Source organism: Thalassotalea fonticola (assembly GCF_032911225.1).
GTDB classification, from domain to species: domain Bacteria; phylum Pseudomonadota; class Gammaproteobacteria; order Enterobacterales; family Alteromonadaceae; genus Thalassotalea_A; species Thalassotalea_A fonticola.
The window spans coordinates 4,340,255-4,358,771 of sequence record NZ_CP136600.1 but is presented as its reverse complement, the minus strand read 5'-3'; the positions used below and the strand labels follow the sequence as shown (position 1 = coordinate 4,358,771).

Here is an 18,517-nt window from a genome sequence, read left to right as displayed (position 1 = left end):
TTTGATTCAAAAGCTTTCTTTTAGCTCTTAAATATTAAATATAAATTTTCTTAACGTTGTAATAATTTAACTATTGGATTTAATCAAAAACATATTTATCTATTGATTATGCCCGGAGTGAGGAATTTGTTTCTAGTTCGGTTTTTAGTGCACGGAGTTTCTTGCAAATGAGTACACTAAAAATCGAAATTGGGACAAATAACCACTCCTATAGAAAAATTATCCCAATCTATAATTTGGCGCTTCTTTGGTTATGGTAACGTCGTGCACGTGAGACTCACCCATGCCTGCTGCAGTAATTTTCACAAACTGTGGCTTAGTACGCATTTCTTCAATATCAGCAGAACCGGTTAAGCCCATAGCACTGCGAATACCGCCAATTTGTTGGTGAATGATTGCAGCCATAGGACCTTTGTAAGCAACACGGCCTTCAATGCCTTCTGGCACTAATTTGTCTGCTTCGTCCGATTTTTGGAAGTAACGATCAGATGAACCTTCTTTTTGGTTCATTGCACCCAGTGACCCCATGCCGCGGTACGATTTGTAGTATCGACCTTGATAAAGTTCAACTTCACCTGGTGCTTCTTCAGTACCAGCAAGCATTGAACCAACCATTACACAGTGTGCACCGGCAACTAATGCTTTAGCTATATCACCAGAGAAACGAATACCGCCATCGGCGATTACAGGAATATCGGTACCAGCTAAACCTTTAACCGCTTCTGAAATAGCGGTAATTTGTGGCACACCACAACCGGTAACAATACGAGTTGTACAAATTGAACCAGGGCCGATACCAACTTTAACAGCGTTAACACCAGCGTCGGCTAGCGCTTTCGCGCCGTCAGCAGTCGCTACGTTACCCGCAACAATTTGTAAATCGGGGAAAGCTTGACGAGTTTCTTTTACTCTATCTAAAACACCTTGTGAGTGTCCGTGTGACGTATCGATAAGTAAGATATCAACACCAGCTTCAACAAGTGCCGTGATACGTTCATCAGTACCTGCGCCAACGCCAACAGCAGCACCGACACGTAAACGACCAAGTTCGTCTTTACAGGCGTTTGGTTTACTTTCTGCTTTTTGGTAATCTTTTGCGGTGATCATGCCGATAATTACAAAATCATCATTTACCACTAAGATTTTTTCAATACGGTTAGCATGCATTTTGTTAAGAATTTCTTCACGTCCAGCATTAGTTTTAACGGTAATCAACTTATCTTTAGGTGTCATTAAGTCGGACACTTTCTTTTCTAAGTCTGTTTCAAAACGTAAATCACGTGAAGTAATAATACCGACAAGATTATTATCGCCATCGACAACAGGGAAACCTGAGAATTTTAACTCATCGGCAAGGTAAAACACTTCACGAATGCTAATATCTGGACTAACTGTAACAGGATCTGTCACAATGCCACTTTCATACTTTTTAACTTGACGAACATTGGCAGCTTGTTCTGCTACAGTCATGTTTTTATGGATAAAACCTAATCCACCTTCTTGCGCTAAGGCTATAGCTAAACGGGCTTCAGTTACTGTGTCCATAGACGCAGATAAAATAGGCACGTTTAATTCAATCTTACTGGTAAGTTTGGTTTTTAGGCTTGCAGTATGGGGTAAAACCGTTGAGTGGGCAGGTACAAGTAGTACATCATCAAAGGTTAGGGCTTCTTGGGCTATTCTTAGCATTGCAACATTCTCGCTTATGTGGGAGTCGTACTCCAATAGATAGGAGTAATAATTGCGAATGGATTTTAACCACTTTGCCCGCTTAGGTAAACTTAAATTTTGTAAAAAACAGCATTTATTTCAAAAATAATCACAAAAGCAGCTAATGAACCATTTAGAACAGAGCAAACAGCATATATTACAGGTAAGCGAGCTTACCAAAAAAGTACGTTTTATCTTAGAAAGCGAACTAAGAACCCTATGGTTATGTGGTGAAATATCTAATTTCATCGCCGCAGGCTCTGGACATTGGTATTTATCGTTAAAAGACAGTAAAGCACAAGTACGCTGCGCTATGTTTAAAGGCAGTAATCGCTACACTCGAATTAAGCCACAAAACGGCCAACAGGTATTAGTAAAAGCCAAGGTTTCACTTTATGAGCCGCGCGGCGATTTTCAATTAATTATTGAGCAAATGGAAGATGCTGGCGAAGGTTTACTTCGGCAAAAATTTGAATTGTTGAAAAACCAGTTAATGGCTGAAGGCTTGTTCGAGCAACGCTATAAACAGCCTATTCCTGATTTTGTAAAAACCGTTGGTATTATTACCTCAAGCACAGGCGCAGCAGTGAAAGATATTCTCACTGTATTAAAGCGCAGAAATCCAAGTATAGAAGTTGTGATCTACCCTACTCTAGTACAAGGTGATTTAGCCGCAGAGCAAATTAGTGATGCCATATACAATGCTAATGAACGTGATGAATGTAATGTATTAATCGTTGGTAGAGGAGGAGGCTCTCTTGAAGACTTATGGGCCTTTAATGAAGAACCCGTAGTTAGAGCCATTTTTGATTGTGACATTCCGGTTATCAGCGCGGTAGGCCATGAGGTTGATACCAGTTTGTCTGATTATGTTGCTGATATGCGCGCCCCTACCCCTTCGGCAGCGGCGGAATTAGTATCAAATGATAACCAACAATTACTTACCCAGATAAATCATTATCGCCAGCGTTTAACTCATTTAATCAAACAAGCGCTGCAAGATCATAAAGCTAACTTTCAGTACTTCAATCATCAATTAGCTCTGGCAAGCCCAGTTAAACAATTACAAAACCAGCAACAACGAGCTGATGATTTAACTATGCGCTTAAATCAGATTACCGTTACCCAACAAGCCCAGAGAAACAATCAAACGACATTACTGCAACAAAGATTATCGAGTGCTAATCCAAAACAGCAGGTACAGCTAGCTAAGGTAAAGCTCTACGATTTAGCGAGTCGTTTAACAAGAGCGCAATTATTACTTAAAGATAACAAGCAATTGCAACTAGCCAAATTTGCCCATAATTTAAATATTGTAAGCCCACTCGCAACTATTGCCAGAGGCTATTCAATTACCAGAGATGAACAAGGCAAGATTGTTAGAAGCATAAATGATGTTGTTGAAGGTACAGGTATTCGTACGCAGTTGGTTAATGGAACAATTGAAAGTGTGGTGAGTAAACTGAGCAAGACCGAATAAATACAAAGTAAAATTACCGACTATAATTTAGTTACCTGCTTTAAATGGCTGAGAAACATGCATGTTAAAAAGTTAATCTTTTATTACTTTTTCCCAGTATTGTTGTTGATTTCAAGCTGTAATGGTGATGACGATAAATCTGTACAACAGCAAGTTAGTGGAGTTTGCTCTACCAAAGGAAAAGATTTTGATGCGAATATTTTTTTGCAAGCAGGTATTCACCTCTATGTGATTGGCGATACTGGTACCGGCGATTCGAATCAATTAACCAGCGCCAACATTTTAGATATCTACCATCAACAATTCCCCTTAGATGCCATCATTCACACTGGTGATATCTTTTACCCTTCAGGATTAAAGAACAGTGATGATATTGCCGGAATGCAAAAATTTCATGATATATACGGTCCACTCTCATTAAATGAATTACCTTGGTATATTGTCGCGGGTAACCATGACCATGATGGCAGTATTAACGCCTTAATAGATTTTAGCGCACAGCATTCAAATATGTTTTACCCAAGCCCCTATTATGCAGCAACTATTGCTGATACTGATTCAGCATTACAGGTAAACATTATTGCTACCGACACGACGCCAATGACTTTCGGGGTTGTACAATTAGAACAATTAGCTTGGCTCAGCTCAAAACTAAACCAACAATCAAATGCAATTAACATTGTCTTTGGCCATCATCCTATCTTTTCAAATGGTAGTCATGGCGATACAGACATTTTAAAGGGCAATTTCTTACAACAACTAATACATTACAACGTCCCCTTATACCTGTCAGGCCATGAACACAATTTAGAATACATTGAACAATCACAGCTACCAAACATGGTGATTAGTGGCGCTGGTGGCCGAGAATTAAGAGAAGTATCTTGCGGTAAAAATTCTTTATATGTGGAAAAAAAATTTGGTGGTTTTGCTTTATATATCACGCAACAAAGCATCTGGGTAATTCCAGTAAGTGAGTCAGGGGTTACCGTAATGTTTAGTCTTTAAAGCTGAGAACAACTAAAAGGCATACTTAAGTTGTAATTGATAGCCATTAATATCATGCTCAACCTTGGTGTTATACCCTAACTCCAGATGACTATAAATTTGCCATTTTCGAGTTAATTTAAATTGATAAAATAAGGTTAAATAATATCTTTCAATATTATAAAGCTCATAATGATGCAAGGCACTACCCAATGAATGGATAAAATTAACATCATATATCCCTGTGAGTTTTACCTGTAAAGATGCGTCATCGCTCTTACTATTAAAGTTTTGGCTGGTATGCTCTAATTCCTCTCGAATACCGCCAATGCTCAAACGCATTTCAAACTTGGTTGAAACAGGATACCTATACCCTAAAATAACTTGTTGTTGCGTTAACGTAAATTGACTATCGCCAACTTCTTCTTCTAGGAAAGTGAACTCTCCACCAATAAAAAAAGCATTAAAAAATGACTTCTTACTGGCAAAAACAAGCCCATCTAAATCTACATTTTGATTCAAAGGCGTTTGCCTCTCAAGAGCGATAGCGACATTATCAACGGATGATAAAGGCTGTTCAGCTCTGCATAAGACTGAGATTAATAGTAATAAAATGTAGAACATCACTGTAAAAAATTTAAACAAGCGCTAACCAATACGTTAGTTCAGTTCCTCTAACTATAGTCTAATCGGTGCTTCTCAACTCCAACCGTCACCTGCTATGAAGCTTACCAGGATTCACATGTTCTACCTTAGCATTGGCTTATTTAAAACATTAGGTACCAGCGATAATTAACGCCACAAAATGGCAGGTATTTTTAACTCTAAAAATGAAAGCACAATTCAACACTGGTAAAAACTTATAGTTACTATGTACTCGCGCAGATAGAAATATGGAACCTCTTTGCCTTTTAAATAGCAAATGCTACACTTGCGCCATAATTGATTTAGGCATTTTAAATATTTTATGGAAACATTTCCTCGAGCAGGTTTCAGGCGTCGTTTAGGCTCATACGTTTATGATTTTTTGTTGTCAATCGCCGTTTACATGTTTGCCGGTGCTATTGCATTTGTGGTTTTCGGGCTTTTGTTTGTGCAAGGGGTTATTGATAACCAAGGCTATGAGCATGCGATAGATTTAAAAAACAATTCATTTTTTTATGAGTCAATAATTACTGGCTGGGGTTTGTTTTGGGTTGGTTTTTTCTTTGTGTTTTTTTGGGCTAAGAGTGGTCAAACTATTGGTATGCGAGCCTGGCGTTTGCGTGTGCAAAACCTTGACGGTAGTAAAATTACCAAGAAAACGGGGGTTAAGCGCTTATTTTTCACCCTAATGGGTTTAGGTAATTTAATAGTGATCTTTGATCGTAAAAACAAGTTATCCCTACAAGATAGATTTTCCGACACTGAAGTAGTTGTGCTTAGCTTAGAAGCGAATAAAGCCCGTAGTGGCGAAATAAAGTAGATATTAATATTCAGCTGAATACTTGCTAAACTGAGCGAATTGCAGACCAAACCTCTCCCTAAAAAGAACGCAGTCCCCCTGAGGACGACTGCTGGATACATGAGGTAGTGCAACTCAGGAGCAGTTGCCGAGCAGCCACATCAGGGACCTCCCGACGCGTACAGAGACTCTAAAAAATATTTTTATAAGCACACTATTACTGGTGGGGGTACAGGATGTCGCCAGGGCTCCTCCAGTTTGACGGTGTGATTTTTCTAGCTTTGTTTAGCGGAGATAATTAAGCTTTGCGTCTTAACAAATACACAGCCACCATAACAAATAATAGACTCGGTAATACAGCACCAATAAATGGGGGCAGTTGAAATGTTTGACTAATAGAACCAAACATTCGATTGGCAAAGTCGTAAGTGATGCCTGTCCCGATGCCCATCATAATTCTCGCGCCCATAGATACCGAGCGAAGTGGTCCAAAAATGTAAGAGAGTGCCACTAATAACATGACTGCGACTGTAATGGGTTGCATCAGTTTACGCCAAAAGGCGAGTTCATAACGGCTAGTATCTTGGTTGTTTTCCTCTAAGTAATCTAAATAACTTATCAAGCCTTGAACCGATAAAGCTTCTGGTTTTACGGTCACTACACCTAATTTTTCTGGTGTGAGTGAGGATTGCCATTCCTGCGTATCTGCAATAGAATTATTAATACGCTGCGGGGCAAACTCAGAGATCTCTATATCATGCAATAGCCAATGGTCTTCAACCCAATTGGCATTTTTCGCCGTTAACCATTGTTGCATTTGTAAGTTTTGATCAAATTTATACAGTGATATATTTTTTAAGGTACCAGTATCTGCCACCTCAGTAATGTGCACAATAAGTTCACCGTCTTTCGCCCACACCCCATTTTTAGAAGATATTAAGCTGCCTTCAGATATTGCTTGCGCTCTTAACTCTCTAGCTGTTGCTTCACCTTGCGGCGCTAGCCATTCACCAACGGCCATACTCATTACAATCAAGATTGCTGCAGTTTTCATCACTGATTTAATAATTTGTATTTTTGATAAACCAGCAGCTTGCATGACTACCAATTCACTATTACTTGCCATCATCCCTAAACCAATTAAGCCACCAACAAGCGCGGCCATAGGGAAAAAAATCTCGATATCTCTGGGCATTGCATAAAAAGCAAATAAGGCAGCATCAATTAAATCATAACTACCACGGCCAACCGCTCTCATTTGTTCAACAAATTTAATGATACTACTGACGCTAACTAACACAGCCAGTGTTAAAAACGTTGTCGTTGCGATAATTTTGCCAATATAGATGTCTAAAATACGCATTAGCTTTTACCTCTAGACATTCTGGCTTTTAAGCGTTTACCACTACCGCGACTTTTTATAAGTAGGGACCATCCTAAAAATAAAGCGGTTAAATGGATTGGCCATAAACCCACTTCTGGAGCAATTTTTCCGTCATCCATTGCTGAACGAGCACTGGTTAATAAAATGAAATAGCCTAAAAACATCATAAGCGCAGGGAACATTTTGGCAAATTTACCTTGCCTAGGGTTAACAACACTCAATGGTACGGCGATCAATGTTAAAATAAATACTGACAACGGAAAGGACAAGCGCCATTGCACTTCAGCCGCAGCCTCATGCGAGGGATCTGTTAATAATTCTAGTGTTGGAATTGCGCTTAATTTACGTAAACGTTCTTCTACTTTTTGATCTTTAATTTGCATTTCATAATTAGCAAAAGATAACGTTTGAAATTCTTTACTTATGTTGTTTTTTTGATAACGATTGCCCATATCTAATATTAATCGCTGCGCACCACTTTCATCTTCAATGACCTTACCCTTGGCCGCATAAATTACATTTACCTGATCTTGTTTGCCATCATCACCTTTAGGCAATTGCGCGACAAACACCTTTTCTAGTTCATTGTTATCATTAATTTTTTCGATAAACACTACGGCTTCATCGTTATTGGTTTTTTGAAATCGTCCCGCCGACAATGCTGCAATACCAACATCTTTAGATAGTTGTTCTTTTACTTGATATTCGGTTTCAGCCGCTAATGGTGAAAGGTAAAGTGTGAATGCACCAGTGATAACTGCGGTGATAAACGCAATAACAAGTGTCACTCTGACCACATACCATTCACTAACACCACAAGCATGCAAAACCGTCATTTCGTTTTCAGCATAAATACGGCCATAAGCCAGTAAAATACCAAGAAATAAGCTAAGTGGTAATAGAATGCCCATAAGGTGAGGTATGGTTAGGCCCATAAAGGTTATAACCATTTGCGCAGGGAAATCGCCATCAGACGCATCACCTAGAATACGGACAAACTTTTGGCTGATGAAGATGGTCATTAACACAAAGAAAACACCAAGCTGTGTTCTGCCTACTTCATTTAACAAATATCGAAAAATAATCACTGATTTAATCCAAAAAACTTAGTTTTTTTCTGACAACTGGCCAATTTTTGAGTAAACTTACCGTTTTTATATATAATTAATTTTGGTTTCGTTTAGCAACCAAAATGCAACAGCGCTGAATCTAGCTATAATAATAGCTTATACAGCGAAAATAAAAACGAAAGGCCTTATTTAGTCTATCTGCTAAAGGCAGATTTTAGCAAGTTGAAAGTGACAAAATAAGCCAAAAACAAGCAATTAAACATAAAGTAAGTATTAAATAGGAGTGTTCATGGAGTTCAGTGTAAAAAGTGGCAGCCCAGAAAAACAACGCAGTGCCTGCATCGTAGTTGGTGTGTATGAGCCACGTCGTTTGTCAGCTGTAGCTGAGCAACTTGATGAGATCAGCGGCGGTTATATTTCTAACCTTTTACGTCGTGGCGATTTAGAAGGTAAATCAGGACAGATGTTATTATTACATCAAGTACCGAATATTCTAAGCGAACGCGTTTTATTAGTAGGTTGTGGCAAAGAGCGTGAGCTGGATGAACGCCAGTATCGTCAAATTATAAGTAAGACTATTAGCACTCTTAACGAAACTGGCTCAATGGAAGCCGTATGTTTCTTATCAGAATTGCACGTTAAAGGCCGAGACACTTACTGGAAAGTTCGTCAAGCAGTTGAAGCAACTCAAGATTGTTTATACAGTTTTAATAGCTTAAAAACTCGTAAAGAAGAAGCACGTCGTCCACTTCGTAAAATAGTTTTCAATGTACCCACTCGTCGTGAATTGCCTATGGGTGAGCGAGCAATCAGTCACGGTTTAGGCATTGCTGCCGGTATTACCGTATGTAAAGACGTTGCAAACTTGCCACCAAACATTTGTAACCCTGCTTACCTTGCTAAACAAGCAGAAGAGTTAGCCACCAATAATGATAAAGTCAGCACTCATGTGGTTAATGAAGCTGAAATGGAAAGCCTGGGCATGGGTTCTTACCTTGCCGTAGGTCGTGGTAGTGTTAATGAATCATTAATGAGCGTAATTACCTACAATGGCGCTGGCGATGATTCAAAACCGATTGTACTTGTTGGTAAAGGTTTAACCTTTGACTCAGGTGGTATTTCATTAAAACCAGGAGAAGCTATGGATGAAATGAAATATGATATGGGTGGAGCTGCCGGCGTATTAGGTGCGATGAACTCACTAGTACAACTTGACTTACCAATTAATGTTATTGGCGTATTAGCGGGCTGTGAAAACATGCCGGATGCCAATGCATACCGTCCAGGCGATGTATTAACCACTATGTCAGGACAAACGGTTGAAGTATTAAATACTGATGCTGAAGGTCGATTGGTTCTTTGTGATGCATTAACTTACGTAGAACGTTTTGAGCCAGAACTTGTTGTCGATGTAGCCACTTTAACCGGTGCTTGTGTTATTGCTCTAGGCGCACATGCCACAGGTTTATTAAGCTCTCATAACCCACTTGCTCATGAGCTACTAAACGCTTCAGATCAAAGTGGTGACAGAGCATGGCGTTTGCCCTTATGGGATGATTACGCTGATCAACTCGACAGTCCATTTGCCGACTTTACCAACTTAGGCGGGCGTGCAGCCGGTACAATTACCGCAGCAGTGTTCCTATCTAAGTTTACTAAAAAGTATCATTGGGCTCATTTAGATATTGCCGGTACCGCATGGCGTAGTGGCGCTAACAAAGGCTCAACGGGCCGTCCGGTTAGTATGCTTACCCAATTCTTGTTAAACCGTAGCGGTCAAGAACAAGGCGAATAACATGACAGGTCAGGTTTTCTTTAATTTGCTCGACGCAAACAGCGACACTGAAAGTGAACAAGATCACCTGACTGGTTATTTAAATTTAGCCTGCGTAAAAGCCGCTGACTTTTACCGACAAAACCAACGGGTATTTATCTTTTGTGATGACCAACAAATGGCGCACAAAATTGATGAATTACTCTGGGCATTTGATGCTAACAGTTTTGTTCCACATAATTTACCTGGTGAAGGTTTAAATAGTGGTTCGCCCGTTGAAATAAGTTGGCAAGCACCAACGAACAATAGAAATATATTAATTAACTTGTCTGGCCAAGTACCAAGCTTCGCCAGTCAATTCTCACAAATCATCGACTTTGTACCAACAGACGAAGCGCTAAAAAAATTAGCCCGGTTAAGATATCGCGCATATCAACAGCTTGGTTTTAATGTAAGCACAACGCCTGCCGTACAAGCTGCGTAAAAAATAGAAGACCATGGAAAAAACATTTAACCCTGCTGATATCGAACAAACGCTTTACTCTTCTTGGGAAGAGAAAGGTTATTTTAGTCCTACTACCGAAGGTGATGGCTATTGTATTGCTATTCCACCACCGAATGTAACGGGTAGCCTACACATGGGCCATGCCTTTCAACAAACGATCATGGATACCTTAATTCGCTATCAACGTATGCAAGGTAAATCAACGTTATGGCAAACGGGTACAGACCATGCGGGCATTGCTACGCAAATGGTGGTTGAGCGAAAAATTGGCGCCGAAGAAGATAAAACCCGTCATGACTATGGTCGTGATGCGTTTATCGATAAAATCTGGGAATGGAAAGAAGAGTCTGGCGGCACTATTGGTAAGCAAATGCGCCGTTTGGGTAATTCAATCGATTGGGGCCGAGAGCGTTTTACCATGGATGCTGGCATGAGCAATGCCGTGCAAGAAGTGTTTGTCCGCTTATATGAAGATGACTTAATTTATCGTGGTAAGCGTTTGGTAAACTGGGATCCTAAATTGCACACTGCAATTTCAGATCTTGAAGTTGAAAACAAAGACAAAAAAGGCCACATGTGGCATTTTCGCTACCCATTAGCAGATGGTGTTAAAACAGCTGATGGCAAAAACTATATTGTTGTTGCCACCACACGTCCAGAAACTATGCTTGGTGATACTGGCGTTGCAGTTAACCCTGATGATGAACGTTATAAGGATTTAATTGGTAAAAATATTTTATTACCATTAGTAAACCGTTTAATTCCTATTGTTGGCGATGAGCATGCTGATATTGAAAAAGGCACGGGGTGTGTAAAAATAACTCCTGCCCATGATTTCAATGATAACGAAGTAGGTAAACGCCACTCGTTACCATTAATTAATATTTTTGATAGCAATGCAGCAATACTATCGGCAGCAGAAATTTATGCCAGTAATGGTGAAGTTTCAAACGCATACAGCCCTGCTCTCCCGCAAGAATTTGCTGGCATGGACAGGTTTGTTGCCCGTAAAGCTATCGTGGCAAAATTCGAAGAACTTGGTCTATTAGATGAAGTAAAAGATCACGACTTAACCGTACCATATGGTGACCGTTCAGGTGTTGTTATTGAGCCACTACTTACAGACCAGTGGTACGTTCGTGCAGAAACTTTAGCCAAACCAGCAATTAAAGCTGTTGAAGATGGCGATATTGAGTTCGTGCCTAAGCAATATGAAAACATGTATTTTGCCTGGATGCGCGACATTCAAGATTGGTGTGTATCTCGTCAACTATGGTGGGGGCACAGAATTCCAGCCTGGTATGACAACACTGGTCGTGTTTATGTTGGTCGTAGCGAAGAGGAAGTACGCGCTAATAATAATTTAGATGCTGCTGTTACGTTATCACAAGATAATGATGTGCTAGATACCTGGTTCTCTTCAGCACTTTGGACATTTTCTACCTTAGGCTGGCCAGACAACGAAGAAGCAATGAAGAAGTTCCATTCAACTGATGTGTTGGTTACTGGTTTCGATATTATCTTCTTCTGGGTTGCCCGTATGATCATGATGACCATGCACTTTGTTAAAGATGAAGACGGCACACCACAAGTACCATTTAAAAAGGTTTATGTTACTGGTCTGATTCGCGATGAAAATGGCGATAAGATGAGTAAATCAAAAGGTAACGTGATCGACCCGTTAGATATGATCGATGGCATTGGCTTAGAAGACTTGCTGGAAAAACGTACTGGTAATATGATGCAGCCCAAACTGGCGCAAAAAATTACAAAATTAACCAAAAAAGAATTTCCACAAGGCATAGAAGCTCACGGTACTGATGCCCTACGCTTTACTTTAGCAGCATGTGCATCTACTGGACGTGACATCAGCTGGGATATGAAGCGCCTTGAAGGTTACCGTAACTTTACGAACAAATTATGGAATGCCAGTCGTTATGTATTAATGAATACAGAAGAGCATGATTGTGGCTTGGCTGGTGGTGAGATGGAATTATCTTTGGCTGATCGTTGGATCATTGGTCAATTCCAGCAAACGGTTAAAACAGTTCATGAGGCATTCGATTCTTTTCGTTTCGATTTAGCGTCACAAGCGTTATATGAGTTCACTTGGAATCAATTCTGTGACTGGTACCTTGAGCTAACTAAACCGGTATTGTTTAAAGGTAATGAAGCACAGCAACGCGGTACTCGTCATACATTAGTGACAGTATTAGAAGCATTATTACGCTTAATGCACCCAATAATGCCTTACATCACCGAAACTATTTGGCAACGCGTCGTACCGCTTACCAATGCTAATTTCAGTGAAGATAGCATTATGGTACAAAGCTTCCCACAATTTGATGCTGAGCAATTAGATGAGCAAGCAATTAACGATTTGGAATGGGTAAAAAGTTTCATTATTGCTATTCGTAATATTCGTGGTGAGATGGATATTGCGCCAAGCAAACCATTACCGGTATTCCTTAAAGGAGTGAATACTGAAGATGCGCGTCGTTTAGAAGACAACAAACCATTTTTAAGTGCGTTAGCGAAATTAGACACTATTGAAGTATTAGCTAGCGATGATAATGGCCCAGTTTCAGCAACTGCCGTAATAGGCGATATGAGCGTGCTTATACCAATGGCAGGTTTAATTGATGTTGAAGCTGAACTGGCACGTTTAAGTAAAGCCGTTGAAAAGCTTGAAAAAGACGTGGCCCGTACCCGTGGTAAATTAAGCAACGATAACTTTGTCAGTAAAGCGCCACAAGCGGTTATTGCTAAAGAACAAGAAAAACTGGCCGAAGCTGAGTCTATGCTAGCTAAGTTAGCTGAGCAAAAACAAACAATTTCCAACCTTTAATATACCGGTTGCTTACCAGTGGTTTACCTGTAAATCACTAAATCTAGGTCAGTTTTATACTGACCTTTTTTTTTAGGTGTACTCAAGTTATAGTAGTTTAAAATACTAAACATTAATGTTTAATTCGTAGTTATATGAAATTAAAATTCAAACTTTATCCAGCTATTTTGCTAGTAACTGTTGCTAGCTCGGTTTTGCCTAGTGTAGTTAATGCAGAAGAAGCTTCAGTTGCACCTGAGTGGCCAATTAATGTGCCGGCAATTCCGAAAAAATTTGACTGGATACTACTAAAAAATGGTGAATTAGTTGCCGGTGATATCATCTCCATGTATCAAGATGAAGTGGAGTTTGATAGCGATGAGTTTGGTATTGTTACCATTAAAATGAAAGACATTGCTCAGCTTAGATCGAAAGATGTTATGAGCATACGCCTAGATAATGATGAAATCCATGAAGGTCAATTATTGATAACTGAAGATAAAGTATCATTTATCGACAAACCAGGAGTATCAATACCTAGAAGTACCTTATTAACCGTTGCAGCATCAGAGCATAGTGATGAGAGCCTTTGGGACGGTAATATAAGCTTAGGTATGAATTTTAAGAGTGGTAACTCTGAGCGTTTTGATTACGCCTTACAAGCTAATGCCAGACGTTTAACATCAACATCTCGAACAATGTTAAGTTACACAGGCATCTTTGCTGAAGTTGAAGATCCGGAAACGGGTGAAACAGTAAAAACTGAAGAGAACCATCGTTTTAATACATCATACGATTGGTATTACTCACGTAATTTTTTCTTCCGTTTACCCAGCTTTGAGTATTATACCAACGAGTTTACTAATATCGAACATCAAGTAACTTTAGGTGTTGCCGCAGGTTACATTATTTATGATGAACCTGACTCTAAATGGGATGTGTATGCCGGTCCGAGTGTTCAATATACCACCTTCGATCATGTTGCTGCAGATGAAGAAGAGGATGATACAACACCAGTATTGGTTGTTGGTACTAATTATGAACGTGATATTACCGACGATATTGAATATGTATTTTTGTACAACGCAAAATTTGTTAGTGAAGAGTCTGGCTCAGTAATTCACCATTTAGAGACAGGTATCGATATTGAAGTGGTTAAAGATTTTGATATTGAGCTAAAAGCCATTGTTGATCGAGTCGAAGATCCGATCCCTGATGAGAATGGTGTGCTACCAGAAAGCGACGATGTATTGTTAATTGTCGGTTTAGAATATTCTTTTTAAAATAATTATTACTCAATCTACAAATCTAGTACCGTTTTCAACATAGAAGTTATATATGCCATGATCACTGGATGTTATGGAACGGTCCATGGTGATTTATACAGGGACGTATTATATGCCTTGGATACAGGATGTATGGAAAGGCGTTGCATTGATTATTCCCTGAATCTACAAATCTATTACCATCCATGGTGATTTGCATTGATTATTCCCTGAATCAAAAAAAGCGCTTAAATAGCGCTTTTTATGGATGAGTTTTATTCATTTGCATCAGGGTCGATACCTTTTCGGATCTTTTCCATACGCTCTAAATGTTGATGGTGAGACTTTAAAGCCTTATGGCCAAAAAAGGCGATTATACCAATCACCGGAATTAATAAAGCTAATATCTGTGGCTGAAGAATATTCGTTAACCATTGCATATCAAATCCCCTCTAGTAGCTACTCTTCGAAGTAAGTTCCCCAACCATCGTAATCTACATTACATTTTTTCGCCAGTTCGAACATTGCTTTAGTTTCTACTTTGATATCTTCTTCATCAAGGTATTGCTCTGTAACAATGTCAAAAGCGAAAACTCGAGCGCCATTTTCTAACACTGCTTCTTCTGGTTCTTCAACTTCTAAGCCAAGTTTAAATGCTGCAATCGCTGCAGACTCAAGCACTTCAAAGCTTGAGCTGGCAAAGTGGTGTTCGATGGTATGCATGGCTTCATCGTTCGAACCATCTTCAAGTAATTCATTTACTAGCGCTTCTGTATGAGCATACCATTCTTGTAATTCGTTTAATTCTTCTGCATTTAATCTTGTATCGCTTTGCTCTGTCATCGAGTTATCCTGCTTTTGCTGTTTCAGCATTAATTATTTCATTGCCCGATTCAATACTAAGATCAGTAATTCTAGCGAGCATCAATTCGTGGGTGTTATTGGCAATATGACGAATTGATTCACGAGAATCGTCATCAATATTAATTGGTGCCATAAACTCAATGATCATTTTACCATTATCCCAGCGGTTTAAATCAACCATATCATGGGTATTGCTAACACATACAGGTACTATTGGCACGCCAGCTTGTTTCGCGGTATGAAAAGCGCCGGTTTTAAACGGTAACAGACCACGACCATAACTACGTGTGCCTTCAGGAAACAACCATACTGAAATTTTACGTTCTTTAATTTTATCGGCAGTCGCAGAAATAGTGCCATGGGCTTTAGAGCGATTATTTCTATCCAACAAAATATTACCGGTAAACCAATACATTTGCCCAAAAAATGGGATCAAACGCAGACTTTTCTTACCAACACTTACCGTACGCTTAGGTAAACTCGCACTTACAGTAAAAATATCGTAATTATTTTGATGGTTGGCAACATACACAACGGGGCCTAGCTCTTCGACTTCTTTTGGCATTCTGATCTCTACATCAATGCCAAATAGTTTCGCCAATGCACCAACAAACTGAGCGGTGTAGTGTGCCTTATTACGGTTAGACGGAATTACCATACACATCAAAATTGATACGGTACAAATCACCAAAAGTGCGATGGTTACTAATAAAATACGAACTACTGCTAACAATTTAAGCCCCACAAAAACCTAAAAATAAGAATAAGGGCGCAATTATACACAAAAAATAACCCCAAAACATTGTATTTTGGGGTTATTTGAAGTTGGTACTATTTGTAGTTTAAGCGTCGCTATCGTTGCCTACAGAAATGTTTTCAACGCGTTGCAACCCACGGGGAAGTTTATTACCTCTTCGGCCACGCTCACCTCGATAATGTTCAAGATCGCTCGGTTTAAGGGTTAACTTACGTTTACCTGCAAAGAGTGTTATTGGCTCATCAGTGCCGACAATAGTTAAAATGGTTACGTACTCTTCTCTCGCTTTTGCGCGTGCCGTAGGAATACCAATAATCTTGTTCCCCTTGCCTTTACTCAATTGTGGTAAATCTTTTAACGGGAATAACAGCATTCTGCCTTCTGTGGTAATTGCCAGACATAATTGGTTGTCAATATCATCCACCTCAACAGGCGCTAGCACTTGCGCCCCCTGTGGTAAGCTTAATAACGCTTTACCGTTTTTATTACGCGAGACCATATCGGCAAAGTTACCGATAAAACCATAACCACTGTCTGATGCTAATAAGTATTTCTGTTCATCACTGGCCATTACCACTTGCGTAAAGGTTTCGCCGGCAGCTAAGTTGAAACGACCAGTAAGAGGTTCACCTTGGCTTCGAGCAGATGGTAGAGTATGTGCATCGGTGGCAAATGCTCTACCGCTGGAGTCAATAAATACAGCCGGACTATTACTTCGCCCTTTGGCTGAACATAAATATTCATCGCCAGCTTTATAGCTTAATCCTGATGCGTCAATATCATGACCTTTTGCAGCTCTTGCCCAGCCTTTGTCAGATACTACAACAGTTACAGGCTCTGATGGCATCAAGTCTTTTTCATTCAGTGCTTTCGCCTCACCACGCTCAATCAGTTTTGATCGGCGTTCATCACCATAATCTTTTGCTGCAGCTAAAATTTCTTTTTTCATTAACGTGTTCATTCGCGCTTTAGAGCCTAAGGTTAGCTCGAGTGAATCACGCTCTGCTGCAAGCTCATCTTGCTCGGCACGAATTTTAATTTCTTCAAGTTTCGCTAATTGACGTAATTTTATTTCTAAAATTGCTTCGGCTTGCGTTTTACTTAACGAAAAACGGCTCATTAATTCTGCTTTAGGATCATCATACTCACGGATAATCGCAATAACTTCATCAATGTTTAAATAGGCCACCAATAAGCCATCTAAAATATGCAATCGCGCTAGCACTTTATCTAAGCGGTACTGCAATCGACGTCGAATTGTTTCGCGGCGATATTCAATCCACTCAGCTAAAATTTGTTTTAAATTTTTAACTGCAGGACGGTTATCCAAACCAATCATGTTTAAGTTAACACGATAGTTTTTCTCTAGATCAGTGGTGGCAAATAGATGCTGCATTAGCTGCTCTATATCAACCCGATTTGATCTAGGTATTATGACTAAACGCGTTGGGTTTTCATGATCAGATTCATCACGTAAATCAACTACCATCGGCAGTTTTTTGGCGGTCATTTGTGCCGCGATTTGCTCTAAAATTTTCCCGCCTGATGCTTGATGTGGCAACGCAGTGATAACAACATCACCTTGTTCAACATCATACACAGCTCGCATTTTGATACTACCACGACCGGTTTGATATATTTTTTCAATATCATTTCTTGGGGTAATAATTTCAGCATCAGTTGGATAATCAGGACCTTGAACATGTTCAAGTAAATCGCCTAACTCGGCTTTAGGTTGCTCAATTAAATGCACACATGCATTGGCCATTTCACGGGCGTTATGAGGTGGAATATCGGTCGCCATACCAACAGCGATACCGGTAATACCATTTAACATAATATGCGGTAAACGAGCTGGTAGTGTTTTTGGCTCCTTCATTGTGCCATCAAAGTTTGGAGCCCAATCCACTGTGCCTTGGCCTAACTCAGATAATAATAACTCACTAAATTTAGATAGTTTTGATTCGGTATAACGCATTGCCGCAAATGATTTAGGATCATCTGGTGCCCCCCAGTTACCTTGGCCATCAACTAATGGATAGCGATATGAAAAAGGTTGGGCCATTAAAACCATAGCTTCATAACAAGCAGAGTCGCCATGTGGATGAAATTTACCTAATACATCGCCAACAGTACGCGCAGATTTTTTATATTTAGCGCCGGCATGTAAGCCTAGTTCGCTCATTGCGTAAATAATGCGTCGTTGTACAGGCTTCAAGCCATCACCAATATGCGGCAAAGCACGATCCATGATCACGTACATAGAATAGTTTAGGTAGGCATCTTCAGTAAATCGTCTAAGTGGGAGTTGTTCAATCCCATCTAAACTCAATTCGATTGCATCAGACATAACGAATGGTTTTCCCTATAGTGGCAGTACACTCTGCTAGCTAGCTTATTATTATTTTATTTAACTTGGTATATTACCACTTTATCGCAATTTTGATATT

The 18,517-nt window shown here is 39.7% G+C and carries 15 protein-coding genes; 7 read left to right on the top strand and 8 right to left on the bottom strand.

The window, feature by feature from the left end:
- Positions 1–219: 219 nt before the first annotated feature.
- The gene (gene guaB, locus RI844_RS17910; protein WP_348396011.1) at positions 220–1,689 is read right to left on the bottom strand and encodes an IMP dehydrogenase; all 1,470 of its coding nucleotides are present in this window, start codon (positions 1,687–1,689) and stop codon (positions 220–222) included.
- A 145-nt stretch (positions 1,690–1,834) separates the two neighbouring features.
- On the opposite strand from guaB, the gene xseA reads away from it, so the two are divergent.
- Positions 1,835–3,190, top strand: coding sequence for an exodeoxyribonuclease VII large subunit (gene xseA / locus RI844_RS17905; RefSeq protein WP_348396010.1), 1,356 nt, complete (start codon positions 1,835–1,837; stop codon positions 3,188–3,190).
- 57 nt (positions 3,191–3,247) lie between these two features.
- The gene (locus RI844_RS17900; RefSeq protein ID WP_348396009.1) at positions 3,248–4,198 is read left to right on the top strand and encodes a metallophosphoesterase; all 951 of its coding nucleotides are present in this window, start codon (positions 3,248–3,250) and stop codon (positions 4,196–4,198) included.
- 12 nt (positions 4,199–4,210) lie between these two features.
- Here RI844_RS17900 and RI844_RS17895 read toward each other — a convergent pair whose 3' ends face one another.
- Positions 4,211–4,822 carry a hypothetical protein gene (locus RI844_RS17895; protein ID WP_348396008.1) on the bottom strand — a complete coding sequence of 204 codons (612 nt, stop codon included), beginning with the start codon at positions 4,820–4,822 and terminating at the stop codon, positions 4,211–4,213.
- 322 nt (positions 4,823–5,144) lie between these two features.
- On the opposite strand from RI844_RS17895, the gene RI844_RS17890 reads away from it, so the two are divergent.
- Positions 5,145–5,642, top strand: a complete 498-nt coding sequence (locus RI844_RS17890) for an RDD family protein (protein ID WP_348396007.1) — start codon at positions 5,145–5,147, stop codon at positions 5,640–5,642.
- 277 nt (positions 5,643–5,919) lie between these two features.
- On the opposite strand, the gene lptG is transcribed toward RI844_RS17890, so the two are convergent.
- Both lptG and lptF read right to left on the bottom strand, forming a co-directional pair.
- Complete coding sequence (gene lptG / locus RI844_RS17885) at positions 5,920–6,984, bottom strand: LPS export ABC transporter permease LptG (protein WP_348396006.1); 1,065 nt, start codon at positions 6,982–6,984, stop codon at positions 5,920–5,922.
- Complete coding sequence (lptF, locus tag RI844_RS17880; RefSeq protein ID WP_348396005.1) at positions 6,984–8,093, bottom strand: LPS export ABC transporter permease LptF; 1,110 nt, start codon at positions 8,091–8,093, stop codon at positions 6,984–6,986. Before lptF ends, lptG begins: the two co-directional genes overlap by 1 nt.
- 271 nt (positions 8,094–8,364) lie before the next feature.
- Between lptF and pepA the strand changes: the two genes are divergently transcribed.
- From pepA to RI844_RS17860, 4 genes are all read left to right on the top strand, one after another.
- Positions 8,365–9,870 (top strand): leucyl aminopeptidase, encoded by a 1,506-nt coding sequence (gene pepA, locus RI844_RS17875; RefSeq protein WP_348396004.1) that lies wholly within the window; start codon positions 8,365–8,367, stop codon positions 9,868–9,870.
- Between the two features lies 1 nt (position 9,871).
- Positions 9,872–10,333, top strand: a complete 462-nt coding sequence (locus RI844_RS17870) for a DNA polymerase III subunit chi (RefSeq protein WP_348396003.1) — start codon at positions 9,872–9,874, stop codon at positions 10,331–10,333.
- 13 nt (positions 10,334–10,346) lie between these two features.
- Positions 10,347–13,202, top strand: coding sequence for a valine--tRNA ligase (locus tag RI844_RS17865; protein WP_348396002.1), 2,856 nt, complete (start codon positions 10,347–10,349; stop codon positions 13,200–13,202).
- A 134-nt stretch (positions 13,203–13,336) separates the two neighbouring features.
- Entirely contained in the window at positions 13,337–14,464 is a 1,128-nt protein-coding gene (locus RI844_RS17860) for a DUF481 domain-containing protein (RefSeq protein ID WP_348396001.1), read from the top strand.
- 257 nt (positions 14,465–14,721) lie between these two features.
- Here the strand turns inward: RI844_RS17860 and RI844_RS17855 are convergent, their stop codons facing one another.
- The 4 genes from RI844_RS17855 to parC form a co-directional block, all read right to left on the bottom strand.
- Positions 14,722–14,886, bottom strand: coding sequence for a hypothetical protein (locus tag RI844_RS17855; RefSeq protein WP_348396000.1), 165 nt, complete (start codon positions 14,884–14,886; stop codon positions 14,722–14,724).
- Between the two features lie 19 nt (positions 14,887–14,905).
- The gene (gene rraB, locus RI844_RS17850) at positions 14,906–15,289 is read right to left on the bottom strand and encodes a ribonuclease E inhibitor RraB (RefSeq protein WP_348395999.1); all 384 of its coding nucleotides are present in this window, start codon (positions 15,287–15,289) and stop codon (positions 14,906–14,908) included.
- 4 nt (positions 15,290–15,293) lie between these two features.
- Positions 15,294–16,043 carry a 1-acylglycerol-3-phosphate O-acyltransferase gene (locus tag RI844_RS17845; RefSeq protein ID WP_348395998.1) on the bottom strand — a complete coding sequence of 250 codons (750 nt, stop codon included), beginning with the start codon at positions 16,041–16,043 and terminating at the stop codon, positions 15,294–15,296.
- Positions 16,044–16,152: 109 nt separating this feature from the next.
- A complete protein-coding gene (gene parC / locus RI844_RS17840; protein WP_348395997.1) occupies positions 16,153–18,417 on the bottom strand; it encodes a DNA topoisomerase IV subunit A in 2,265 nt (754 codons plus the stop codon).
- Positions 18,418–18,517 lie beyond the last annotated feature (100 nt).

Excerpts from the sequence above, each read along its gene's own strand:
- RI844_RS17900 (WP_348396009.1), top strand. The coding sequence starts at position 3,248 with ATGCATGTTAAAAAGTTAATCTTTTATTACTTTTTCCCAGTATTGTTG.
- pepA (WP_348396004.1), top strand. The coding sequence starts at position 8,365 with ATGGAGTTCAGTGTAAAAAGTGGCAGCCCAGAAAAACAACGCAGTGCC.
- RI844_RS17890 (WP_348396007.1), top strand. The coding sequence starts at position 5,145 with ATGGAAACATTTCCTCGAGCAGGTTTCAGGCGTCGTTTAGGCTCATAC.
- xseA (WP_348396010.1), top strand. The coding sequence starts at position 1,835 with ATGAACCATTTAGAACAGAGCAAACAGCATATATTACAGGTAAGCGAG.
- lptG (WP_348396006.1), bottom strand. The coding sequence starts at position 6,984 with ATGCGTATTTTAGACATCTATATTGGCAAAATTATCGCAACGACAACG.
- RI844_RS17860 (WP_348396001.1), top strand. The coding sequence starts at position 13,337 with ATGAAATTAAAATTCAAACTTTATCCAGCTATTTTGCTAGTAACTGTT.
- RI844_RS17865 (WP_348396002.1), top strand. The coding sequence starts at position 10,347 with ATGGAAAAAACATTTAACCCTGCTGATATCGAACAAACGCTTTACTCT.
- rraB (WP_348395999.1), bottom strand. The coding sequence starts at position 15,289 with ATGACAGAGCAAAGCGATACAAGATTAAATGCAGAAGAATTAAACGAA.
- parC (WP_348395997.1), bottom strand. The coding sequence starts at position 18,417 with ATGTCTGATGCAATCGAATTGAGTTTAGATGGGATTGAACAACTCCCA.
- guaB (WP_348396011.1), bottom strand. The coding sequence starts at position 1,689 with ATGCTAAGAATAGCCCAAGAAGCCCTAACCTTTGATGATGTACTACTT.
- RI844_RS17855 (WP_348396000.1), bottom strand. The coding sequence starts at position 14,886 with ATGCAATGGTTAACGAATATTCTTCAGCCACAGATATTAGCTTTATTA.
- RI844_RS17870 (WP_348396003.1), top strand. The coding sequence starts at position 9,872 with ATGACAGGTCAGGTTTTCTTTAATTTGCTCGACGCAAACAGCGACACT.